This window comes from Paenibacillus sp. 01T443 (assembly GCF_056398325.1).
The window spans coordinates 158,342-182,067 of sequence record NZ_JBFTPE010000005.1; the positions used below are offsets into that span (position 1 = coordinate 158,342).

At 51.9% G+C, this 23,726-nt stretch carries 17 protein-coding genes and 1 riboswitch; of the genes, 1 reads left to right on the forward strand and 16 read right to left on the reverse strand.

Annotated elements, in window-relative coordinates:
• Window positions 1-54 precede the first annotated feature (54 nt).
• From AC1DLI_RS08395 to AC1DLI_RS08435, 9 genes are all read right to left on the reverse strand, one after another.
• Window positions 55-1,068, reverse strand: a complete 1,014-nt coding sequence (locus AC1DLI_RS08395; protein WP_477601431.1) for a 5-oxoprolinase subunit C family protein — start codon at window positions 1,066-1,068, stop codon at window positions 55-57.
• Entirely contained in the window at window positions 1,065-1,820 is a 756-nt protein-coding gene (gene pxpB / locus AC1DLI_RS08400; RefSeq protein WP_477601433.1) for a 5-oxoprolinase subunit PxpB, read from the reverse strand. Before pxpB ends, AC1DLI_RS08395 begins: the two co-directional genes overlap by 4 nt.
• Window positions 1,817-2,584: a 5-oxoprolinase subunit PxpA gene (locus AC1DLI_RS08405; RefSeq protein ID WP_477601435.1), complete on the reverse strand. Its 768-nt coding sequence runs from the start codon at window positions 2,582-2,584 to the stop codon at window positions 1,817-1,819. The genes pxpB and AC1DLI_RS08405 overlap by 4 nt, the downstream gene beginning before the upstream one ends.
• 344 nt (window positions 2,585-2,928) lie before the next feature.
• Entirely contained in the window at window positions 2,929-4,314 is a 1,386-nt protein-coding gene (locus tag AC1DLI_RS08410; protein ID WP_477601437.1) for an NCS2 family permease, read from the reverse strand.
• Window positions 4,315-4,437: 123 nt separating this feature from the next.
• Window positions 4,438-4,538: riboswitch (purine riboswitch) on the reverse strand.
• A gap of 100 nt (window positions 4,539-4,638) precedes the next feature.
• Window positions 4,639-6,696, reverse strand: coding sequence for an iron ABC transporter permease (locus AC1DLI_RS08415; protein WP_477601439.1), 2,058 nt, complete (start codon window positions 6,694-6,696; stop codon window positions 4,639-4,641).
• Between the two features lie 8 nt (window positions 6,697-6,704).
• Window positions 6,705-7,742, reverse strand: coding sequence for an ABC transporter substrate-binding protein (locus AC1DLI_RS08420; RefSeq protein WP_477601441.1), 1,038 nt, complete (start codon window positions 7,740-7,742; stop codon window positions 6,705-6,707).
• Between the two features lie 211 nt (window positions 7,743-7,953).
• On the reverse strand, window positions 7,954-9,270 hold the full coding sequence (locus AC1DLI_RS08425) for a 6-phospho-beta-glucosidase (protein WP_477601443.1): 1,317 nt from the start codon (window positions 9,268-9,270) through the stop codon (window positions 7,954-7,956).
• Window positions 9,271-9,289: 19 nt separating this feature from the next.
• Entirely contained in the window at window positions 9,290-10,252 is a 963-nt protein-coding gene (locus AC1DLI_RS08430; RefSeq protein ID WP_477601445.1) for an N-acetylglucosamine kinase, read from the reverse strand.
• 199 nt (window positions 10,253-10,451) lie between these two features.
• Window positions 10,452-11,303, reverse strand: coding sequence for a helix-turn-helix domain-containing protein (locus AC1DLI_RS08435; protein WP_477601447.1), 852 nt, complete (start codon window positions 11,301-11,303; stop codon window positions 10,452-10,454).
• Window positions 11,304-11,571: 268 nt separating this feature from the next.
• Here AC1DLI_RS08435 and AC1DLI_RS08440 point away from each other — a divergent pair, with 268 nt between their 5' ends.
• Complete coding sequence (locus tag AC1DLI_RS08440; protein ID WP_477601449.1) at window positions 11,572-12,210, forward strand: TetR/AcrR family transcriptional regulator; 639 nt, start codon at window positions 11,572-11,574, stop codon at window positions 12,208-12,210.
• Between the two features lie 180 nt (window positions 12,211-12,390).
• Here the strand turns inward: AC1DLI_RS08440 and guaA are convergent, their stop codons facing one another.
• The 7 genes from guaA to AC1DLI_RS08475 form a co-directional block, all read right to left on the reverse strand.
• Complete coding sequence (gene guaA, locus AC1DLI_RS08445) at window positions 12,391-13,929, reverse strand: glutamine-hydrolyzing GMP synthase (RefSeq protein ID WP_477601451.1); 1,539 nt, start codon at window positions 13,927-13,929, stop codon at window positions 12,391-12,393.
• A 481-nt stretch (window positions 13,930-14,410) separates the two neighbouring features.
• A complete protein-coding gene (locus AC1DLI_RS08450) occupies window positions 14,411-17,494 on the reverse strand; it encodes a transglutaminase domain-containing protein (RefSeq protein WP_477601453.1) in 3,084 nt (1,027 codons plus the stop codon).
• A complete protein-coding gene (locus tag AC1DLI_RS08455) occupies window positions 17,481-18,971 on the reverse strand; it encodes a DUF58 domain-containing protein (protein ID WP_477601455.1) in 1,491 nt (496 codons plus the stop codon). The genes AC1DLI_RS08450 and AC1DLI_RS08455 overlap by 14 nt, the downstream gene beginning before the upstream one ends.
• The gene (locus tag AC1DLI_RS08460; protein ID WP_308995035.1) at window positions 18,968-19,987 is read right to left on the reverse strand and encodes an AAA family ATPase; all 1,020 of its coding nucleotides are present in this window, start codon (window positions 19,985-19,987) and stop codon (window positions 18,968-18,970) included. Before AC1DLI_RS08460 ends, AC1DLI_RS08455 begins: the two co-directional genes overlap by 4 nt.
• 89 nt (window positions 19,988-20,076) lie before the next feature.
• Window positions 20,077-21,387: a polysaccharide deacetylase family protein gene (locus AC1DLI_RS08465; protein ID WP_477601458.1), complete on the reverse strand. Its 1,311-nt coding sequence runs from the start codon at window positions 21,385-21,387 to the stop codon at window positions 20,077-20,079.
• Between the two features lie 187 nt (window positions 21,388-21,574).
• Window positions 21,575-22,684, reverse strand: a complete 1,110-nt coding sequence (locus AC1DLI_RS08470) for a copper amine oxidase N-terminal domain-containing protein (RefSeq protein WP_477601460.1) — start codon at window positions 22,682-22,684, stop codon at window positions 21,575-21,577.
• Between the two features lie 165 nt (window positions 22,685-22,849).
• Complete coding sequence (locus tag AC1DLI_RS08475; protein WP_477601462.1) at window positions 22,850-23,686, reverse strand: MetQ/NlpA family ABC transporter substrate-binding protein; 837 nt, start codon at window positions 23,684-23,686, stop codon at window positions 22,850-22,852.
• Window positions 23,687-23,726: the final 40 nt, after the last annotated feature.

The following is a 23,726-nucleotide window of genomic DNA, read 5'->3' on the forward strand; positions in this document are numbered from 1 at the left end:
CACCCAAAGCTTTGCATGCAGAAGACGGATGCCAGCAGGCCGTTTATGGCCAGTTTAGTTAGCTCCGTTAATTTTTAACGCTATAGCTGCCTTCAGCATTCGCATGTCGCGCTCGCTGTTCAAATAAAGCCGCTCCGCTTCCTGCTGGGTAATGGCTTCGAAGCGGAAGCGATCGCCGGGCTTCAGCTGCGCGAATACCGGAATATCAACCGAGGCGACCTGCGCGATACGCGGATAACCGCCGGTTGTCTGTCTATCGGACAATAACACGATGGGATTGCCGTCAGAAGGGAGCTGGACGGTGCCGTTTGCAACTGCCTCCGATAGCAGCTCCTGCGGCGAAGCGAGCGCAAGCTTCTGCGCGCCTTCAAGCCGGTAGCCCATGCGGTCAGACTGCACGGCGATTTGATACGTTTGACGAAACAGCGCCTGCTGGCTATCCTCCGTAAACAGCTCGAAATGGGAGCCAGGCATTGCGCGAATGATAGGGTCTGCCAGACTATCCGCTATCGCAAAATGACTCGCATGCCAATGCGGCACGGCGAAGCCTCCATACAGGCCGCCGCTCAGCAACGATTTGATTCGCTCGGACAGCAAGCCTGGAGCCTGGGCAGAAAGCATATCTCCGGACTTAAGCGCTCGACCCTGATAACCTCCGATGGCGCCGCGCAAATAAGTGCTCCTGCTGCCCATCACGACAGGCACATCAAATCCTCCAGCGATCGCTAAGTAAGAACGGCAGCCCGATTGGCAGGCTCCGAATTTAATGACGGATCCGGCGCGAATGAGTGCAGGCCGCCAAAGCGGCAGCCGCTCGCCTGCCGCTGTCACGGAAAGATCTGCACCGCAGATCGCGAGAATAATATCTTTGTCGATAAGCAGCTCCGCTCCGGCCAGCGTTATCTCCAGCACGGCTTCATGGCCTTCATTGCCGACCAACACATTGGCTGCCCGCGCTGCTCCCGTATCCATGGCTCCTCCGGGTACGACGCCGTATTTCTGAAAGTGATACCTGCCGAGATCTTGAACGGTAGTTAGCAGGCCGGGACGAACGACGGTTATACTCATAACTCACCTTCCATGTACAGCTTATATTCTTCGCTCGTTATCGGCTTGAACAGCACGGAATCTCCGGGCCTAAGCAGGCTAGGAATCTCTTCCTGCGGGCGAAACAGCGCAAGCGGCGTCCTGCCTATAAGCTGCCAGCCGCCCGGAGTCGATACGGAATAAACCCCCGTCTGTTTGCCTGCGATACCGACGCTGCCCCGCGGGATGCTCGTTCTCGGCGTCTGATGTCTTGGTGCCGCTATTCGCTCCGACATCCCGCCCAAATATGGAAAGCCGGGCGCGAAGCCCAGCATATACACCAAATAAGATCCGGCTGCATGAATCGCGATAACCTCTTCCTCCGAGAGCCTATTAAGCTTTGCTACAAGCGAAAGATCGGGTCCGTATTCGCCGCCGTAGCAGACAGGGATCTCCACGGTCCTGGTCAACTGATCCGCTGCGCTTAGCAGCTCTTTGCTAAGGTATGTCTCCAGCCTTGCGCGAACCGTTTCAAAAATAGTATCATGCTTAAGCTCTTCTCCAGCACGGCTTCTGCTCACGAGCAGCGGATCATAATGGATGGCTACCGCGGCAAAAGAAGGCACACACTCTATAAAGCCAGCAAACGGCTGCGCCTCTATAACCTCGGTAAGGCTCCTCACGAAACGATTAAGCTCGGTGCTGATACTGCTGGCCAAACGTAGGATGACGGCTGAATCCCCAAGCGGCAGCAGCTCATAGGGGAACGGATTATCCTTTATCATCATATTCATGCCCCATTTCCCGCTTTTTTTACGGCAATCCCCTCTGCTTCCAAGGCTTCCCGAAGTCGCTGCACGTGCACCAGTGCGCCAGGCGTATCGCCATGCACGCATACTGTATCTGCTTTCAAAATAAATCCGCTCTGCTGACGGGTTTGGACCTCTCCCTCTTTAACCATTTTGACCGCTTGCGCAGCCGCACGATCCGCATCCGCAATCACTGCGCCCGCTATCCCTCGCGGCGTAAGCGATCCATCCGACTCATAGGTTCGATCCGCGAACACTTCATTTATCGTATGCAAACCGATAGCTTTTCCTGCGAGAATAAGCTCGCTGCCTGCCAAACCGAACAGCAGGAGGCTAGGGTCTACCCTATAGACTGCCTCGGCGATTGCATCCGCCAGCTGCCTGTTCCGCGCTGCCATATTATAGAGAGCGCCATGCGGCTTCACATGCCGAACGATGCCCCCTTCTGACTTGGCAAAAGCATGAACGGCCCCCAGCTGATACACCGTCATATCGTAAGCTTCCTCCGGCGTGATGTCGATCACACGTCTCCCGAATCCGGCCAAATCAGGCAGTCCGGGATGCGCGCCGATGGCGACGCCGTGCTCCAGAGCCAGCTTCACCGTACGGCGTATCGTCGCGGCATCTCCGGCGTGAAAGCCGCAGGCAATGTTTGCTGAAGTAATATATTTCATCAGCTCGCTGTCCGAGCCGGTGTGGTACACGCCAAAGCCTTCACCCATATCGCAATTCAAATCGACCTGCTTCACAAGGCTCCTCCTTTCGCGCACTCAAATATGCTATTTCAAAATTATATCAAATTACCACCAAGCGTAAACGGCTGTCGCTCTCCTTTGGCGGCAAGGCTCGTTTCGCGTAGATCTATAAGCATATTTATAATGTGAAAACCAATAATTCTTATAGATCAAGCGTAAACGGCTGTCGCTTTCCTTTGGCGGCAAAGCTCGTTTCGCGTAGATCTATAAGCATACTTATAATGTGATAACCTATAAATTCTTATAGATCAAGCGTAAACGGCTGTCGCTCTCCATAAACCTTTGTACGCAAAAAAAGAAGCAGCGCCGGCCCAGCGCTGCTTCTTTCTTTATGAACTCTATTCCCCGCCCATGAACACGTAACGGCCAATAATCAGCACCGCTAGAATCCACATGAGCCAGTGAACCTTGTATTTCCCTTTGCCCGTTGCATTCGCAACCGTTGCAAGCAAAACGTACGAAACGATACCGAACGAAATACCGTTCGCAATGTTGTACGTCAGTGGCATAAATGCAAGTGTCAGGAATGATGGAATGGCGTAAACCATATCCGAAAAATCGATATCCTTGACCGATTGCATCATCAACACGCCTACGATAATAAGCGCGGCAGCCGTTGCCGCACCCGGAACAAGCGCAACGATCGGTGACAAGAAGATCGCAAGGAGGAAGCAAATACCCGTTGTTACGGCAGTCAAGCCCGTACGTCCGCCTTGCGCAATGCCTGCCGAGCTTTCAACGAATGCGGTAACCGTGCTCGTACCGAGCACCGCGCCGCCGCTGACGCCGATGGCATCCACGAACATTGCCTTACCAACACGCTTCTTGCCTGTTTCCGGATCCTTCATATAACCTGCGCGGTTTGCCGTACCGACGAGCGTACCGAACGTATCAAACATCTCAACGAAGGTAAACGTCAGGATAACCGTTACAAGCCCGACTTCAAACAGGCCCGCAAAGTCGAAATGCCAGAAGTTCATTTTCGAGAAATCAGGCACCCAGGTTTGGCCCGTAAATGCGGCTTTCACATCAACATGGCCAATTAGAATCGCGATAACGGTCGTGCCTAGAATGCCGAACAAAATGGCTCCCGGTACGCGAAGCACCATCAGCATGCCGATGAGCAGCAGCGCAATAACTGTTAGCACAACCGTCTCATTGTGGAAGCTTCCCAGCTGGATAACGGTTTCGGATCCGCTAACCGGTGTGAACACCCCAGCCTTGATGTCTGTGAAGCTTGATACGGCGATTGTCATAATGCCGCTGTTTTTCAAGCCGATAATCGTAATAAACAAGCCGATACCAACCGTAATCGCATGCTTTAGGCTGTCTGGAACAGCGGTGATAAGCATTTGACGAATTTGCGTCAGCGTCAAGATAATAAAGATAATTCCTGAAATAAAGACGGCTGTCAGTCCCATTGCAGGCGAGATCGGCGTATCCGTTGATGCCGATGCGATCACGACGGATGCAAAGTACGCGTTAAGACCCATACCGGGAGCAAGCGCAACAGGAAAGTTAACGAACAGCCCCATTGCAATGGTGAAAATTCCGGCAGCAAGCGCCGTAGCTAGAAATACGGCAGTCCAGTCTAAGCCTGCTGGCGTAAGTATAATTGGATTGACAGCCAATATATATGCCATCGTCATGAAAGTCGTCAGCCCCGCCATAATCTCTGTTCTGACATTTGTTCCGTGTTCCTTTAAGCGAAAGAAACGTTCCATTTTGATTACAAACCTCCCAAAAATGTGGTGGAACAAACAAAGAAGCCTAGGAAATAAATGCAATAAATCGCATTTCTCCTAGGCTCTGCAAAAAGGGGAAAAGTATACCCGCTGGACCGCTGCGAGCTTTTCCGCCATTTTCGTAGCCTGATCATTTACGGTGACCGAGTAGAGACTCTCAAGCCGATTCTTGAGATTATACGAAAAAATATGCTGTTGTTGTTTTCCGTTTTCAATTCTAAAGAGAATATGACCACTTTGTCAACATCTTTTACGAACATTAATGGCAATTAATACCTTCATCATTCGTTTTTAGCAATCATTTTATATTTTCTTGACGAGTGAACGGTACATCAGGAATAGGAAATAAGGAGCTCCGATCAGCATAATGATCAGTCCGGATGGAATCTCCTTCGGCGCCATCACCGTTCTGCCGAGTGTATCCGCCAGCACAAGCAGCAAGCCGCCAAGCAGACCCGATAACACAATGGAGCGTCTCGTATGGTGACCGACCATCATTCGCACCGCATGCGGCGCCATCAGTCCAAGGAAACCGATCGTGCCCACGCTTGCAACTGCGCCGGCAGCGAGCAGCACTCCGATTATCATTGCCCAGAGGCGTGTGCCCCTCACGGGCAGGCCAAAGCCCGTCGAGCTCTCGTCTCCGAATGCGAGCAGGTCAAATTTTCTGCCCAAATAATAAGCGGCCGGTACCAGAATGAGAAGAAAGATAAAAATGCTGTTAAACTGGTCCCACCCTCGCCCGTAGGTCGTGCCGGTAATCCAGACGAAAGCCGTGCTGCTCCAAAGGCTTGCCTTCACGATCATCGCCTGTATGCCGGCAGAGCCAATGGCAGATACCGCGATACCAAGCAAAATAAGAACCGAAGGGTTAAGCGACTTGCGCCATGCCAAGAAAAATACAAAGGCTGCTGAGATAACACCGCCTGCAATAGCGGCAATTGGAAGAGCGAAAATCGGCAGCGTAGGCCAAGCGACCAACACCACCAAAGCGCCAAAGCCCGCACCTGAGGTTACTCCGATAATCGAGGCATCCGCGAGCGGATTACGGACAGCGCTTTGAATGAGCACGCCGCTGATCGCCAGCGCAATGCCCCCGCCAGCCGCAACAAGCGTGCGCGGAAGCCGTAAATTCAGCAGTACAGAGTAAGAGTCGTCTCCTGCCCCAACAAGACTTCTAAGCAATTCCATGATCGGGATTTTCGTTCCGCCAAGCGACAAACTGACTAGGATTAAGACGGCTAGCAATACGGCCATGGAAATCGCAGTCGGCGCAAAGCGCATGCGCAGCGGGGCTCCCCCGATGCTCATCGACGACTGCCCCGTGCCCGAGCCGGAAATGTTTTTCATCTTGGTAAGTACCAGCCAAATGAGCCAAGGTGCGCCGATGATCGCCATCACAGCGCCGACCGGCATTTCACCGAGACTACTGCGCACCATGCGGGCGAGCAAATCCGCAGCCGTTATGAGCAGTGCGCCCCAAAGCGCACTCGCTGGAATGAGCAAGCGATGCTTGCGAATGCCTGAGAGACGGACCAGATGCGGGGCAACAAGCCCGACAAAACCAATCGGTCCAACAACGCTAACCACGATCGCTGCCATAAACACCGAAAGCGTAAGTCCGCCCGCTCGGGTGAGGCCAACGCGCTGTCCCAGCGAGCGCGCGGTCGATTCATCCAGCTCCAGCGCGTCGAATTGGCGGCCTGCGAATATGGCGATAACGAGCAGCGCTGCCACGAACGGCCAGGCATACTCAACGCCGCTCCAGTCGAGCTGGATCAAGGTGCCCGATCCCCATAAAAACAAGGATTGCGTTTCTGTTTCTTTAAAAATGTGAATGGCCGACGTAAATGCGCCGAGCACCAACGATACGATCATACCCGATAAAGCCAGCCGAACCGGCGTTGCTGTGCGGCCCCCGCCAAGGAAATAAGCAGCCAGCGCTGCCAGGAAGCCCCCGCCTGCTGCCAGTAAAAATGGGAACTGATGCTGCAGCGCAGGAAAAGCAACCATGCCGAGCACAACCATAAAGTAGGCGCCCGCATTAATCCCCAGTGTATCGGAGGCGGCGAGCGGATTTTTCGTTATGGTCTGCAAAAGCGCACCTGCCGCAGCAAGCGCGGCACCGGCTATGATGCCGATTACCGTCCGCGGCATCCGGATATCCCAAAGCAGGTTATGCTCCATTACGTCACCCTGCCGGTGCATTAATCCGTCAAACACGGTAGCTGCCGGAATTTGTGCTTCCCCGAAGCACAGGCTCAGCACAGACAGAACGAAAAGGGCGGCAAGGCCGCCCCCGAATATACCGATCATTCGCCAAATCATACCCAATGAGGCTTCGTTTTTATGATTCGTCATCATCTCGCTCATTTCGTCAAAACATTTACGACTTGGTCAACGATCACTTTGGAGGAGATCGGACCGCCGAACACCCATGTTGCGCTGTCGAGGGCATAAGTACGTTTTTCTTTCACGAAGTTCAGGCCGTTCCATACGGAATTGTCTTTCAGCGCACCTGCGAAAATGTCATCGTCCTTTTGAACGATATAAAGCAGGTTCGTATCTTGAACGGCAGGCAGCGCTTCTACTGTCGAAGTGCTAAAGCCGTAAAGCTCGAAATTCTCGGATTTCCAATCGTTTTTCAGACCAATACGATCCAGTGTTTGCACCGCCAAAGAGTTGTCTGTGAACAAGCGCATCGTTGCAGCGTTCTGGTAGCTGAATGCTTGCGTAAGTACGTAATTCAAGCCGTCTTTGCCAGCTGCAGCCAGCTTTGTTTTCGCATCCGCATAATGCTGGTCGAGATCAGCAAGCACTTTGTCGCCTTCCGGTGTTTTGCCTACTGCTGCAGCAATCGATTTGAACATATTGATCATCTCGGTGTACTGGTCGCCTTGGCCATCCGGCGGGTACAGGCTGAATATAAGTGTCGGCGCAATGCCTTTCAACTGATCGTAGATCGCTTCGTGGCTGTCCGTGTTCGCAATAATCAGATCAGGCTTCAAGGATGCGATAGTCTCAAGGTTAGGCTCGTGGCGGAGACCAACGTCTGTCACGCTTGCGTCAAGAGGAGCTTCGCCCGTTACCCACAGCTTATAGTTTTCATTGTCCGCGTTGCCGATAGGCTGCATGCCTAGCGCGATAATATCCTCTGTAAATGTCCATTCCAGTACAACAACCTTTTGTGCAGGCTTATCCAGCGTTACTTCGCCTTTCGCATCCTTTACGACAATGGGGCCAGCTGCTGCTTCAGTGCTCGCATTAGTCTCAGCCGCGTTGGTTTCGGCTGCATTGCCGTTTTTCTCGTTCCCTGCTGTCGTGTTAACCGAATTGTTCGTGCCGCAGCCAGCCGCAACCAGCATAACGACGATCACCATAATCAAGCTCATTAAACGTTTGTTCATTTCCTCGTACCCCCTATTTTTATAAACCATTACATCCACATTGAATGATAACCATTTTCGTTATGTTGATAATGATTATCATGTTCAAGAACTTCAGTAATCTTATAACCGTTTTAGATATATGTCAATACAATTTTTTTCTTGTTTTCAATTCAAAGAAAAAGGGCGGGAGTCTTGCTCCCGCCCTTCTCATTGCTGCTCCGTTGGCAGCTTATATTCTTTCATTTTTAAAAAAGTTAGGTAAATAAGCTTTGTTCGCCTCAAGCATCTCTTCAAGCAGCAGCTTCGCAACCGCTACGCTTGGAACAAGCGGATGATGCACCATCGCTTGCAGCGCGATACCTCTATCACCGCTAATCGCGGCCTCGATTGTCAGCGATTCGTAAGTTTTCACGGCATGCATGAGCCCTTTGATTTGCTCAGGCACACGCTGCAGCGGCAGCGGGATCGGTCCCTGCGCCGTAACGACGCAGTTGACTTCAATGCTCGCATCCTCGGGCAGAAAATCGATAATATTGCCGTTTCTCACGTTCAGCGTTTGAATATCCCGCTTATCCGTATACAGCGCATGCATAAGATTGACAGCGGCCTCGGAGTAATAAGCACCGCCGCGCTTCTCAAGCTGCTTCGGCTTCTCATTCAAATTCACGTCCTTATAAAGCTCGAACAGCTCCGCCTCTACCCGGCTGACGACTTCCGCGCGCGTGCCGTTTGTCGCAAGCGACTCGGTCATTTCCGCAAGCATCGCATCCGTCATGTAGAAATAGCGAAGATAATACGTTGGCAGCGCGCCAAGCGAACTCAGGAAATCCGCATCCCAGTCAAAAGCGGTAACGTTTGTGGCCGAATAATCCCTGCCGCCGCCAATCATCTCCTGCAGCTTATCCTCGCCATTCACGTAAGCGGCCGTAATCCAGTGAAGATGGTTAATGCCAACAAATTCAGGCAAAACCTCTCGTTCGCTGACGCCGTATTCCTTTGCCAGAAATTTTTGGAAGTTAATGGGTGAATTGCATAGGCCGACCGTCTTTACGCGGCTGTGCTTCTGTACGGCTTCCGTCACGATCCCTGCCGGATTCGTAAAATTCAGCATCCATGCATCGGGCGCCAGCTCTTCTATATCTCTGCAAATATCTAGAATGACCGGCACCGTGCGGAGCGCCTTGAACATGCCTCCCGGCCCCGTCGTCTCCTGCCCGATGACACCGTGCGATATCGGAATATGCTCGTCGCGCCGCCTAGCCTCCAGCAGCCCTACCCGCATTTGCGTCGTTACAAAATCAGCTCCAGCAATCGCTTCTCGGCGGTCTAGCGTTAATTTCACTTCAATCGGTAAGCCGGCCTTTTCAACCATACGCCGGGCAAGCTCACCGACAATCGCAAGCTTATGGCGCCCCTCCTCGATATCAACGAGCCACAGCTCGCGAATCGGCATTTCGTCGTATTTTTTGATGAAGCCTTCCACAATTTCAGGTGTATATGAGGAACCGCCGCCAATGACGGCGACCTTTAATGGTTTTTTGGACATGTGAACGAGCCTCCCTATATTAAAATGTAATTTTACGCAATGCGGAATCAACCGATTGATCAATGGCAATGCCGCCGCAATCCATGGCGCTCATAACTGCTCCAATGACCGGGTCGACCGTCAATCTCACTGTTTTTGCTTGCGGCGCAGCTATAGCCAGCGCTTCTTTGATCGCATCAACCATATGAGGGGAACCTCCCCGCGAGAGCACGCTGCCTGTCAAAACAACATCGAAGCTTTCTTGCTCCATGCCGAGGCGCTTGATTAGCGCAATGACCGCATTGGCATGCTCGCTGCCAGCTTCGCGCAGGATACGGATGGCGACTGCATCACCCAGTGATGCAGCTTCAAACATGACCTTAGCAAGACTATGAGACGGTCGCTTGCCGTTATAAAGCGCGTCATCGTACATTTCCTGGATGGTCGCATAGCCCAGCCGCTGCGGAACAAGATCACTTAACAGCGTAGCTTGCTCCCTGCCCTCCGAGGCCCGAATGGCGCTGCGGAAGGCATGAATCGCAAGATCCGTGCCCGAGCCCTGTCCATCGCCGAATAAATAACCGAAGCCGCCATACTGGAGCTCTTCTCCTTGCGGATTGCGGGCCGCCGCGTTAAATCCGGTACCGCTTATAATGACTGCCCCATACGATTGGTTTGTTCCGGCGCGCATGCCGATCATCGTATCGCATGCGATGGCGTATTGTTTATAGTTAAGCGATGCGATCATCGGACGTAAAATCTCATAATCCGGCTCGCGATCGGCTCCGGCGAGACCAAAATACGCGAACGTCACCTGCTCCTTCGTTACGCCCGCTTCCTGCAGAGCCTCCTGGCAAGCATCATCGATGCTTGTTCTCGCTGATTCAAATGCAGTTTGGTGGTTTCCATTGCCACCGAGGCCTCTGCCGAGCACATGGCCTTTCTCGTCTACGAGCAGGGCGTGGGTTTTGCTGCCACCCGCATCTATTCCAAGAAAAATCATGATGTTCACGCTCCTTATTTGTACTTTCTTCTATTTCTAGCGTAACCGGCTGACGCCAGCCTTTGCGGCGAAAATTCGGTTCGCGTTGAAATAGAAGCAACGTATAACCATCTCATTTATACTTTCTTCTATTTTAAAATAAAAAACATCGCTCTTCTAATGAAAAAGAACGATGTTCTGATACAATCTTACTGTTTATTTATATTCTTAGCTCAGAAGGCTGCCTGCCGATATGCTGTTTGAACAATCGGTTGAAATTAGATAAATTGCGGAAGCCGCACTCCGCTGCCACTTCGATAATTTTCTTATCCGTGGATTCCAGCAGGTAAGTGGCCTGCGCCAGCCGAAGCTGGATTAAATAATCCATTGGCGATGTGCCGACGACCTGCACGAACAGCGAGCTGAACCTTGATGGACTTAGATGTGCCGCGTCTGCCAGCACTGCAAGCGTCCATGGATGGGCAATATCGGTCTCGATGTCGCGCAGCACACCTCGAATAGTTTCCGTTCCGCGCGCATGCAGCGCTTCGTTTTTATTATTTTTCATAAAGTAACGATTGACGAACGCCAGCAGCTGAATGAGCTTCGCCCTCACGACAACCTCGAAATGCGGTTCCTTCCGCATAAATTCAGCAGACATTTCCTTTAGAATTTCCCCTAGCCTCCCCAGCATAGGGTGCGTCCTATCCAGCACATGATCCGAACGCAGGCCGATATCACGGAAAGGAATAAGCAGATCCGCATCATAACGCTGCTCAAGCGCAAGGATTGAAGAGTCAAACATGACGATGCTCATGACCAGCTCATCTGCTTCAAACGCCCGGTGCAAATCATTGGAATGAATGAGTACAACATCGCCTTGCTGGAAGTCATAGCGGTTCCCGTTAATCAAATAGTAGCCGCTTCCCTTCTCGATATAGTTGATTTCAAGCGCTTTATGCCAGTGCAGCCTTTGAAAGGTTGGCGTAACCCCCACAGATTGCGAAATGATAATCGGAAAAGCCTGCGGCAGCGCAATCTCGTCTTTGCTGATGGATGGCAATAGCTTCATTGTTTTCTCCTAAAAGGTTTGCGGATGCAAACCTGGCTTCGTAAGCATTATCTTAGGTTTGCGAATGCAAACCTGGCTTCGTAAGCATTGGCTTAGGGTTGCGAATGCAAACCTGGCTTCGTAAGCATTGGCTTAGGGTTGCGGATGCAAACCTGCTCATCACAAATTATAGCAGATAGGCTTTGTTGACATCATCTGTAAATCGGGAATAATATTTATACCAACGGTTAGTAACCAATGGTTATTTTCGTGCGAAGGAGGACTGCCGATGGCTGCAAAAAAAGAGCAGCGTTCCGAGGAAACGAAACGTTCGATTATTTCCGCTGCTGAGAAGCTGTTCGGCGAGAAGGGCTACGAAGCTGTAACGATTAGAGAAATCGCCAAGGGAGCAGGCTGCTCGCATACGACGATCTATATTTATTTTCAGGATAAAGAGGCTTTGCTTCATGCACTATCCATACCCCTGCTGCTTCAGCTAAATGCGTCTTTAGATACTCTAGCTGCCGATGCCTTCCTATCCGCGGACGAGAAGCTTCGCCGCATGAATGAACGGCTTATTCGGTTCTGCTTGGATCACCGGAGTATGTATACCCTATTTTTCGAGGCGAAACCCGCTCGTAGCGATGAACCAGAGCCCGATCTTGAAATCAATCGGCTGCGCAGCCATATGTTCAATATCATCATTCAACTCCTAAAGACCAATCTTAATTTGTCCGAGGGTGATCAGCTTCTCAGCTGCTCACGCATTTATTCCTATATGCTGCGCGGAATCGTCAGCACGTATACCCATTCGGAGGAGAGTGTCGACTCCATTATGAGCCGCCTCTCCCCCAGCTTCGATGATGCCTTTGAAGCTCTCCTGTTTGGATTCGGCAGACAGATTAACGAAAGAAGAGCGGATTCATGACATTTTTAAACAGGTTGGCTGTATAAGTGGATTGCGACGAAGGAGGCAAAATTGAGGTTAGCTGGACATTTTGTTGCTCTCATGATCTTACAAATCAAAAAAATGGCGTACTAAACTGTTGTCAGTTTGTACGCCATTTTGTGCATATTCATATTTTAATGCTGGTCGAGCAAAAGAAATCTATTCCCACTCGATTGTAGCAGGCGGTTTCGACGTAACATCGTAGACGATACGGTTAACGTTGTCTACTTCGTTTACGATACGAACGGAGATTTTTTCGAGCACATCCCAAGGAATACGCGCCCAGTCAGCTGTCATACCGTCGATGGATGTAACCGCGCGGATACCTACGGTATAGGAATACGTACGGGCATCGCCCATAACCCCTACGCTCTTCATGTTAGGAAGCGCGGTGAAGTATTGCCAAATTTCACGGTCTAGACCTGCTTTTGCAATCTCGTCACGCAAAATCGCATCAGATTCACGGACAATCAGAAGCTTGTCCTCCGTTACTTCGCCTAGGACACGAATCGCAAGACCCGGGCCTGGGAACGGCTGACGCCAAACGATAGCTTCAGGCAAGCCGCACTCTTCCCCGACTTTACGTACTTCATCCTTGAACAAAGCTTTAAGCGGTTCAATGAGCTTGAACTTAATATCTTCAGGCAAGCCGCCAACGTTATGGTGAGATTTGATCGTTTGCGCTGTAGCCGTACCGCTCTCCACGATATCCGTGTAAAGCGTGCCTTGCGCCAAAAATTCAAAGTCATCCAATTTATCCGACTCTTCTTGGAACACGTAGATGAACTCGTTGCCGATAATTTTACGTTTTTGCTCCGGATCCTCTACGCCCTTCAGTTTGCTGAGGAAACGCTCCTGCGCATCGATCTTAAGCACCTTCATGTCGAATTTGCCAACGAAGGTTTCCATAACGCCTTCAGCTTCGCCCTTGCGGAGCATGCCGTGGTCGATAAACATACAAGTAAGCTGATCGCCGATCGCTTTGTGAAGCAGGATCGCAACAACAGAAGAATCTACGCCACCGGAAAGCGCGCATAGAACCTTTTTGTCGCCAACCTCGTTACGGATATCACGAATCGCATCTTCAATGAACGATTCCATCGTCCATGTGCCGTCGCAATCACAAACGTTGTATAGGAAATTACGGATCATCTCGTTACCAAACTCAGAGTGACGAACCTCCGGATGGAATTGAACCGCATAAAATTGACGCTCTTTATTGCTCATTGCCGCAATAGGAGCATGCTCCGTGCTTGCGTCAACTGCAAAGCCGGCAGGCAGCTCGACAACGTGATCGCCGTGGCTCATCCAAACCGTTTGAACTTTATCGAGACCAAAGCCAATTTGTGAACCTTCTACAAACTCAACCTCTGCTTTGCCGTACTCGCGTTTGCCCGCACGCTCAACCTTGCCTTCAAGCTGATGCGACATAAGCTGCATACCGTAGCAAATTCCGAAGATCGGAATGTTCAGATCATAAATCGCAGGATCCACCATTGGTGAATTTTCTTCATAAACGCTAGCCGGTCCTCCCGAGAATACAATACCCTTCGGCTGCAATTCACGGATCCGTTCTACCGACGTGTTATAAGGCAATAGCTCGCTGTATACGCCTAAATCGCGGATACGGCGTGCAATCAGTTGATTGTATTGGCCTCCAAAATCGAGAACAACGATGATTTCATTTTGCTTAGTCATTACCGAGCCTCCCTCAAATTATGTAGTAATTATATATAAGGCGGTTTGAGCGAGTCAAGGCGAAACAACGTGACAATTCGTAGGAGAAGCGGTTAAGGCGTGTTTGCTTGGGGAAATGTAGTCGGTTTTGGGGTGAATAAGAGGTGGTTAGAGATGGATGATAAGCCGAGATAATGCTGGGAATGCAAATAACAGGAAAAACTCCATCTAATTTTTTCTCAATAGATGTTCTTGGCAAATTAACTGGAATTTCTCCCGTTAATTCAACCAATAGATCGGTAATCGGGCCTAATTAATCAAATTAGATGGAGAATTTCCAGCTAAATGCGCTGATACAGGTATTAAGGTGAAATTAGCAGGAGTGTTTCCTGTTAATTATGACGCTGCATATTCATTTACATATTTGAACATTTGGCTTCTCTTTACCAGCGCAGCCGATGCCAGGCTTAGCCTATGCAACGCGCGTACAATCCATAGCAGTTTAGTTGGAAGCCTTGACGGCAGAGGACCGCTTTGTTTTGTGAACAGGCTGCTTATCCAGTACGCGCAAAACGGTACGCAGCGCAGCCGGCGTCGGCGCGCCTGGCCAAGGTCCTGGTGCAGCGAAATGCGCTTCCTCCATCCAGCTAGTCAGCTGACGGAGCGCATCCTGCTGCTCCGCCGCCAGCATAGGCTCGGCGGCGCTCGCATATTCACGCGGCGTCAGCGCCTCCGCGTGTACGCCGAAACGGCGATGCAGCAGCGGAGCCAGCGTGTCGGCGACGGCAATAAAGCTCGCGCGAACCCGCCCATCGGCGCCGCGCGGCGCTTTTGCATACCGCGGCGCAAGCTCCGCTGCGGCTCTGCTGTCCGTCACAGGTTCATGTGACGGGTAGGGCGCGGCTGCGCCGGCGAGCTTCGCGACGCCGGCGTAAGCCGCGCCATAACGGCGCAGTGCCAGCGAAAGGCGAAGCCGCTGGCGCTGCGCCGCAGCAATGGCCGCGGCCGCAAGCACCAGCGCGGCCGCGCCTGCGGCAGCTGCAGCGGCGGGCGATGCCGCCGCCGCGCTCTTGGCGGCGCTCTGCGCCGCTTGCGCGAGGGCGTCTGCCCCGCGCGCAACAGTTGAGGCGGCTTGCTCTGCCGCCGCCTCGGCCCATGCTGCGAGGCCCGCTATGCTCGCCTCGCTAAGCCCAAATGCATCGCTGCCGACGCCGCTCGCCAAAGCTGCTCCCGCTGCACCCATCGCGGGAGCAGCAAGCGCTCCGCCAACAGAACCGGCGGACGCAACATTCAAGACGCCTCTAATTCCCGGCGTCGGATCAAAGGGTACCCAGCCTGCGCCTGGGAAATAAACCTCAACCCAAGCATGCGCATCAGAGCCCCTCACCTCATAATTCACAAGCTTCGCGCTATCCTCATTTGAAGAATTATCCGTTTTCCCCGCGCTTAGCGCATCACTGCTCGCACTCTCACGAGTACTATCATCCGCGCTTAGCGCATCCCTGCTCGCACTCTCTCGAGCACTCTCATCCGCACTCAGCGCATCACTGCTCGCACTTTCTCGAGCACTCTCATCCGCGCTCAGCGCATCACTGCTCACTCTCTCTCGAGCACTCTCATCCACGCTCAGCGCATCACTACTCGCACTCTCTCGAGCACTCTCATCCACGCTCAGCGCATCACTACTCGCACTCTCTCGAGCACTCTCATCCGATCTCAGCGCATCACTGCTCGCACTCCCACGAGGACTCTCATCCGCGCTCAGCGTATCCGCGCCCAACGAATCATCACTGCTTAAACCATCATCACCGCTCAAGCTCTCCCCTACCGGGGTTCCGGCAGTGAAGCCCTTTACCCATCTAGCGGGGATGCCCTGCGAGCGAAGCAGGACCACCATAGCTGTCGAGAAATGAACGCAGTAGCCTTGGCGCTGCTCAAAGAGAAAGTTATCGACAAAGTCGCTGCCCTCCGGAGGCAGCGTACTGCCGTCTAACGTGTAGGAATAGCTCGTTTTCAAAAAGTCCTCAATGGCTTTGACTTGATCATAACGGCTCGTTACCCCGCCACCTGCCACCTCAGCGGCTAAAGCCACCACTCGGCTGGGCAAGGTTGAAGGCAGCTGCAGGTAAGGCTCCAGCTCCGCTTCGGTTTTCTCGGCACCGGAAGCTTCCGTGCTTCCACCGGCAGCAAGACTGCCTTCCATTCCGCTGCCCAAAGCCCGCAGCTGCGCACCGTCTGTTACCGGGAGCACGCTTTCTACGGTATACCTTTCCACCTTCGTCTTATCCGACTGGGCATACAAGGCGCTTTCAACCTCATTGTAGACGTAGCTTCCGAGCTTGCGACGAGGATCAGCCGCGATCAACTCAGTAACATGTCCATGGAAGCCCGATGAAAAGAGCGGCATTCCCGCTGTTGGCTCAGACCAGACGACCGTTTGCCAAATAATAGGGCCAGTCAGCTTGTTCCCTGCTTCCGAGGAAGCTTCAGCCGACGCTGCCGTACCTGCGCTTTGCACCGGCATCAGCACGGAGCTGCCTGCGGTATCCGCCCAGCCGCGGCCGTCATACACATGCTTGGATTCACCGCGCCAATAAGCTTTTGCCGTGGAGCTCCCCGTGAATAGGACATTGTTGTCCTTCCGTACGGGTGCCCCCAGCTGGCTGTCATCGAAGCCGTAGCCCGTAAATGCGCCGCCAAGCTGGTCAAAGCCTGTTTGTCCCATCACCGTAATTGACCCTTGTTGATTGCCAAGGGATTGAATCGTTTGTTCAAGGCGTTCATTCAGCGCTCCCGTCCAGCTCGGGGGAGTCATTGCAGCTTCACGTCCACCCGCGAACAGCAAGCCGCAGCCGAGGATCATCACCACTACAAACGCCGAGCCTGACAGCCAGCGCATATCCAGTCGCTTAAGCTTACCGACACCCGTCTCAATGATGCGCTGCACACGCGGCACGGACACCACGCTGCCCAGCAGCAGTCCTTCCGCGACTGTCCGCATTAATCCTCCCATCACATCGAGGCCAAGCCAAACATGCAGCGTAATTAAATAAACCAACGTGATGCATGCAATGCCAAGTGCAGTTTGGCGCATCCATAATAAAGCCTGGAGAGCAGGAGCAAGCATCGCCCAGCCAATAAACAACAGCAGCGTCCGCAGCTCACCCGACATCGCCCATAGCCCGTTTTGCATAAGCAGGACGAAATGCTCCTTCAGCATCGCCGGAAAACCAATCAGCCATTGCAAACTGCTCTGATCAGCGCCCTTGTAAAGCCACATAAGGCTCAAGATGCACAAAAACGTATTCATAGGAAACGTGACCGCAAGCGGCATACGAAACAAGCCAGACAGCAATACAAAGCCGATAACAAGCAGCAGAGGCTGCGGATTATAAATAATCGACCACTCTCCTGCGTTTACCCAAGGTAACAGCCACTCGGCAAGCAGGCCAAACAACAGCAAGCTTGTAATGAATCGGTAGCCCAGAGATTCTTCGGGTGCTTCGCCGTGCATCGGCCTGCGATCAGCCTGCAGACCTTTTCCCGCTCCCGTTCTTCCTGCCACATCGCTTTTATGCAAACTCATGCGCGTCGCCCCCTTCCTCGGCATAAGGAAGCGCTGTCATGCCTGCAGGAACATGCAGCCACGTCAACTTGACGCCGCCGCTTTCCAGCCATTTTTGCTGCTCACGCATGGCGAAGCTTGGCACCGTGCTGCGCGTCACAATAAACAGTTCCAGTCGGCAGCCCTGCTCGGCTGCGTATCCGGCCAGCTCGCCCCAGCTTCGTCCTCCCCGCCAATCCGCCGTGAATACAAGAATGGTACAGCCGCGGGAAAGCAGCTTCGAATCACGAATAAAACTTCCGGCCAGAGAGCCCTTTCCTTCTGCACGAATCAATGCCATCGCCCGCAGCATGCCGGATAAGCCCTCCTGCGTGCCGCCATCTATAGGGGATTGAATCACTTGCCCGCCTTGTCCAAGCAGAAGCGTTACACCGCTTCCCATCCCTGCTGCCTTCGTCACGGCTAACGCTGCCCAGCCTAAACAAGCATCAAATAACTGATCATCCCGTTCATAGGCAGAGGCCAGCGTATCGACCGCAATATACGTTTGAACAGGCTGCTCCAGATTATGAATTTTGGTCTGCAAACCGCGTCCTTTGGCTGCACTTCGCCAATCCAGATGTCGAAGCGAATCGCCTTCCCGGTATGGACGGCTATCCGGTCCGAGTCCGGCTGCTCGCACCGCCGCTTCGATTTCTTCCCGTCCCGCTTCCCCGCGGCGGTCCTGCGCTTCGCCTGTCAACGCTGAAGGCACAGCGTAAATCGCTGCCCCTCCCGCACGCTCTGCTTTTGTGCCATTCTCCAACTGCGGGAGTCCCGGCAGCACAACAAATTCCGACTTGCACTCCAGCTGCTTGTGAATAGCCGTCAGGCCTAACCAATCTCCAACCGTAATCGATACATGTTCAAAGGGATGCCTTCCGCGCCGCAATTTATGCAGTGTATAACGGTAGGTCGTCTCTTTGCGGAATGCAGGGGTGAAAACCGTGCGTATACTAATTTTACGATTCGCAGCCGAGCTCTCGTTTATCGTTTCATCATGGATCGCTATCCAAACGAAAGGAATCAGATAGGACCGCTTTAGCGTCAAGCTGATCACAAGCTGTCCGCCCTCGCGTGTCAGTTCCTGAGACAAAACCCGCGCTGCGCTTGAACCTGCTGCAGCCATAACAGGCGCTATTCCGCTGACTGCAATGATCATAGTCAGCACGGCGGCCATAAACCATTCCACAGCGCCGCCCCTCAGCAGCACGGCTGCAACGCTCCCTATCCAGCCTGCGCTGATAATGCCCCAAGCGAGCCATCTTGTTCGATAAGCCGGAGTATACCGCTCCTCAGGATGGTTCGCTGGCTCCCTTTTATTTATTGCATTTGCTGCTCTTGATTGAACGGCCGCTGATTGATTCAAAGCAGCATCGCCTTGCGGATTGATGCTGCCAGCGACAGCATCTTCCTGTGCTACGCTCTGCAATACGCCATCTTGAAACGGTGCATTCATCGGCGCTTCCCGCTTCCTGCAGCAGCCGGCATAGGACAATCGCGAATCGTCCGCTTAATGACAGCAGCCGCATCAACGCCAGTTGCGGCCGCATTGAATCGAAGCGAAAGCCGATGCGGCAGCACAGCGTCCGCTGTCGCCAGCAAGTCATCCGGCACCGCATAGCTGCGTCCTTCCATATAGGCGTTAGCCTGCGAAGCCCGCAGCCAATCGCGCAGCGCACGCGGACTTAAACCAAGCACAACCTCCGGGGCACGGCGGGTCGCGTCAGCTACCTGCACCATATATTCGAGCAGCGCGGGATGCATATGGGTCTGCCTAGCTTCCGCCTGCATTTGCAGCCATTCCTCTGTCGCGATAACGGGGCGCAGACGTTCAGGCTCGATACGGTTTCCGTCCGCGTATTGCTCCAGCATCCGCTTCTCTTCCAGCGAGCCGGGATAACCGATGGTCAGCCGCATCATAAAACGATCCAGCTGTGCTTCCGGCAGCGTATTCGTCCCCTCGAAGCTCAGCGGGTTTTGTGTCGCAATCAGCATAAAAGGAACCGGCAGCTTGCGGGTTTTACCTTCCACCGTGACTCGTCTTTCCTCCATCGCTTCAAGAAGCGCAGACTGCGTACGCGGCGATGTCCGGTTAATTTCGTCGGCCAGCACCACATTGCCCATAATGGGTCCAGGACGATACACTAGCTCGCTCGTGCGGGTATCAAGCACGACTCCGCCGACGATATCAGCCGGGAGCATATCGGATGTAAACTGTATTCTTTTGAAATCGCCGCCTACTGCTCTAGCAAATGCTTGAGCTAGCAATGTTTTACCAACGCCAGGCACATCTTCTAAGAGCACATGTCCGCCTGCCAGCAGCGCGGTTAACGTATTACGAATGACCTGCTGCTTGCCTAGCAATACGCTCTCTACCTTTACTAGCAATCGGTGCAGCAGCACCTGCGGAGCTTCCGGCCAATGACTATAACGGTCTTCTTTTGCATCCTCTGAGAATTGGGGAGAAATCATCGTATAAATCGCCTCCTGAAAAATAAATCTATCTATTTTTCAGTTTCCCCAGCTTTCTCTCTCTTTAGACCTGCTAGAAGGCCTTTCTGTTACTCCGAAAGCCATATTTCTCGTTGTTGATCGTTATAAACATATTTTGCGATCTGAATTTCGAATTTTTGCAGCGCTGCCCGCACAGGGACAATGACCTGGCCTTCACGTGAGGTATGAATTTCTTTACTGGTCAGCGACAACACTCGGTTTCCATCGTAATAAGCATCGATCAGTCCATTTTCCACATCAAGCAATAGGCTTCCGCCAACCCATTCCGTCAGCTTCCGCAGCGAAACCTCGATAGCTCCGCTCGTTATGCCGTATTCGCCTGATTTTAATACTAATTTGCCCTCTCCGCGGTGAACAATAAGCTCAGGCTCATTCTTCGCCGCTTGCGCCAGCGAGCTTTCCCTGCCAAGCTTCTCCGAGAACTTGGTCAGCTTCGTTATTTCTGTCTTTGTAACATGGGCTCTGGTCCATTTCAGCTTACCTGCTACCTTGAATTGTATCGGTGCTACCTCATCCGTTATCTTTGCAAAAGCGTAACCTTTGCTTTTGTAATATTTAATAATTGCAGGCAGCGCCTTAACCGACTCCGTATGCCCCGCGCTGTCATGCAGCAAAACGCTCAGCTTACTCGCCAGCTTAGAGCCTTTGATCGTCGTCAAAATCTCAGAAGCGGGCACGCCCTGCCTTTTCGAATCTCCGCTGTCCACATTCCAGTCATGCACCTGATAGCCTGCAGCATCCATCGCATCGAAGTAGCCCTGATCAAAGTTGGTGTATGTCCCGCCAGGCGCTCGAAAAAGTATCGTCCTGACACCTGTTGTTTGGTATATGGCCTTATCGGTTTTCATGACCTGCTCTGCAAACTCGGAAAAGCGCCCATATACACGCTCATATTTATGATCATACGTATGATTGCCGATCGCATGGCCTTCCGCTATGATTCGTTTGGCTATTTCCGGCTGCCCCAGCACATGCTCCCCCAATACAAAGAAGGTCGCCGAAATGCCTTCCTGCTTCAAAATATCAAGCACCTGCTCGGTGTTTTTGCTCGGACCGTCATCGAATGTCAAATATACGATTTTCTGATTCGCCTCTGCCTTTTCTGCCGATACGGAATCACTTGGCTTCACCTCGGTGGCGGCCGGCTGGTCTTTCCCCGACTGCTGCTTTGTTTCAATGGACGCATGCGCTGCCAAAAGTGGCTTAGCCTCATAATGAGCTGAGGTTGCGGCTTCACTTGCCTGCGCAGTCTCCCGCTCCTTTGCCGCATTGCTCTGATCACCCGTAAAGCTGCCAAGCTCTATCAAGCCAAACCACATGATCATCGCACAAATTGCCACCTTCAACATACGCCGCATTCGATGTGCCACCCTTCTCTACCTATGAATAGGAACTCTCGTGTATTCTGATAGATTATATGAGCCGCTTCTCTATTAAATGACTGCTTCTCTTAAATGATGGAATACTATCTCGTCTATCAAAATAAAGCCAAACACAGCTGCAGCTTGCCGTGTTTGGCTTAAGTCTTGTATTGGTCTAGGATTATTAATTCGCAACGCTTATGCTATAGGTATTATTGTCCTTGTCATAAGGAAATTCATTTTTGAAATAAAGAAGATCGCCTTCCCGTTTGATGAATTTAAGCATATCGCCACGGTATGGCGTATCATTATACGCTACATACTCTTGATGCTTGGCATCCAGCAGCTCCTTATATAAAATCGTAACCGAGCCGGTATCCCGGTCAACCAGCTTTAAAATACCGTTGATATTCGCCCTAAGCAGAAATACATCCTTGTCGATGTACTCGACGAAATACTCATCCGCTTCTTCGCCAATCTTCACTAAATCAATTGTTTCAAGCAATGTTCCCGTTCCATCCTCGATGATTCTCATCGTTTTTCCGTCTATTAATAACAGCTGGCTTCCCAGCTTCGTAACATTCGTTTCTAAGCGATTCCAATAATGTACGCTTGCTTGCTGAATAACCTTGCCGTCTTTCACGACAAGCGTGAAAAATTGATTATTCAAATGCGGCTCTCCGTAGAAGTCAGCCAAACGAAACACCGTCAATCCTCCTGATGTCTTCTCAGCCGTAAAAGATAAGCTCTCTTTAATGGAGGTCCCCAGTCTTGCAAACTCGCGCTGAACGCCTTTGCTGTCCGTGACATTAACAATACCGCTTCTCCCTTCAACCGTGTACTTCATTCCCTCATGGACAAAATCATATTTCTTGAAGGTTTTCAAATGGTCTGCTTTTACCGTTTTGGTACGGGCATCCCATGTCAGATTACCCCCGCCCATTGCATACACAACAAAACGAGCCGGTACGTAAAGCACTTTCTCGAACAGGAAGGGCGCTCCCTCCAGCTTCACGATTTTCCCGTCCAGCATGCCGGTTAAACTGCCTACCCGGACAGCAAACGATTTGTTCCAGCCGCCATACTGCGCCCGTTTGCCGGAGGAGTCCCAGCTTAGGTCATTCACTACATGCGTCAAAGGTACAAAAGTGACCCCATTTTTCAAAAGAGCTGTTCCACCCCCACTCCCGCCTTCTTCCCAGCTAAAATAATATTTCGCTTGAGCCGCGGCACCAGCCGCAGCCGGAAGAATAAGCAATAAGGCCAGAATGAAGATTGTTATGGTCCGTTTCACTTTCAATCATCCCCTCATCTTCTAGTAAATGGGTTTTATAATGATTAGTAACGCTTATAGGGATGGAAAAGTTGCGCACTTATCCTAAAGGATTGAAAAGCAAACAGCCGAGCAGAGATTGCTTCTCTGCTCGGCTGCTTATGGAATGATCATCGGGCGCTGCGCTTAAAACGCGGCTACGATCGCGCCTTTATACTTATCCTCAATAAACTTCTTTACTTCCGGCGAACGAAGCGCCGCTGCAAGCTTCTGCATCGCTTCGGAATCTTTGTTATCCGGACGCGCGACAAGAATGTTTACGTAAGGAGAATCATTGCCTTCAATAAACAGCGCGTCTTCCGTCGGAACAAGATCAGCCTCAAGCGCGTAGTTCGTGTTGATTAGGGCAAGATCAACCTCGCCGAGTACACGCGGAAGCGTAGCTGCTTCCACTTCTGTAATGTCGAGCTTTTTCGCGTTTTCCGTAATGTCAGCAACGGTTCCGTTAACGCCAACGCCGTCCTTAAGCTTGATCAGACCATTTTCCGCCATCAAAGCAAGTGCGCGGCCGCCATTCGACGGGTCGTTCGGAATAACGACTTTTGCGCCTTCCTTAAGCTCTTCAAGCTTTGTGATCTTTTTCGAGTAAGCGCCGAATGGCTCAATGTGAACGCCTGCTACATTTACAAGATCATAGCCTTTGTCCTTGTTAAACTGCTCTAGGTAAGGCATATGCTGAAAAAAGTTCGCATCGATTTGTTTTTCGAAGAGCTGCGTGTTTGGCTGCACATAGTCATTGAATTCGATGATTTCCAGATCAACGCCTTGCTCTTTCAGTATCGGCTTAACGAATTCCAACAGCTCCGCATGCGGTACTGGAGACGCTCCAACCTTCAGTTTAACCTCCGACGGCGTTTCGGCACCCGTGCCATTCGTGTTGTTCTCTGCATTCTTGTCTTGTCCGCAGGCTGCTAACGCAAACATCAGCATCATCGTTAAAATCAAATAGCTTGTCTTCTTCATGTTCATTCCTCCAATGTTGTCATTGCTTTCTAAGCTGTAA

Coding starts and splice junctions, on each gene's coding strand:
- AC1DLI_RS08395 (WP_477601431.1), bottom strand. CDS start 1,068: ATGAGTATAACCGTCGTTCGTCCCGGCCTGCTAACTACCGTTCAAGAT.
- pxpB (WP_477601433.1), bottom strand. CDS start 1,820: ATGAATATGATGATAAAGGATAATCCGTTCCCCTATGAGCTGCTGCCG.
- AC1DLI_RS08410 (WP_477601437.1), bottom strand. CDS start 4,314: ATGGAACGTTTCTTTCGCTTAAAGGAACACGGAACAAATGTCAGAACA.
- AC1DLI_RS08415 (WP_477601439.1), bottom strand. CDS start 6,696: ATGACGAATCATAAAAACGAAGCCTCATTGGGTATGATTTGGCGAATG.
- AC1DLI_RS08420 (WP_477601441.1), bottom strand. CDS start 7,742: ATGAACAAACGTTTAATGAGCTTGATTATGGTGATCGTCGTTATGCTG.
- AC1DLI_RS08425 (WP_477601443.1), bottom strand. CDS start 9,270: ATGTCCAAAAAACCATTAAAGGTCGCCGTCATTGGCGGCGGTTCCTCA.
- AC1DLI_RS08430 (WP_477601445.1), bottom strand. CDS start 10,252: ATGATTTTTCTTGGAATAGATGCGGGTGGCAGCAAAACCCACGCCCTG.
- AC1DLI_RS08435 (WP_477601447.1), bottom strand. CDS start 11,303: ATGAAGCTATTGCCATCCATCAGCAAAGACGAGATTGCGCTGCCGCAG.
- AC1DLI_RS08440 (WP_477601449.1), top strand. CDS start 11,572: ATGGCTGCAAAAAAAGAGCAGCGTTCCGAGGAAACGAAACGTTCGATT.
- guaA (WP_477601451.1), bottom strand. CDS start 13,929: ATGACTAAGCAAAATGAAATCATCGTTGTTCTCGATTTTGGAGGCCAA.
- AC1DLI_RS08450 (WP_477601453.1), bottom strand. CDS start 17,494: ATGAGTTTGCATAAAAGCGATGTGGCAGGAAGAACGGGAGCGGGAAAA.
- AC1DLI_RS08455 (WP_477601455.1), bottom strand. CDS start 18,971: ATGAATGCACCGTTTCAAGATGGCGTATTGCAGAGCGTAGCACAGGAA.
- AC1DLI_RS08460 (WP_308995035.1), bottom strand. CDS start 19,987: ATGATTTCTCCCCAATTCTCAGAGGATGCAAAAGAAGACCGTTATAGT.
- AC1DLI_RS08465 (WP_477601458.1), bottom strand. CDS start 21,387: ATGCGGCGTATGTTGAAGGTGGCAATTTGTGCGATGATCATGTGGTTT.
- AC1DLI_RS08475 (WP_477601462.1), bottom strand. CDS start 23,686: ATGAAGAAGACAAGCTATTTGATTTTAACGATGATGCTGATGTTTGCG.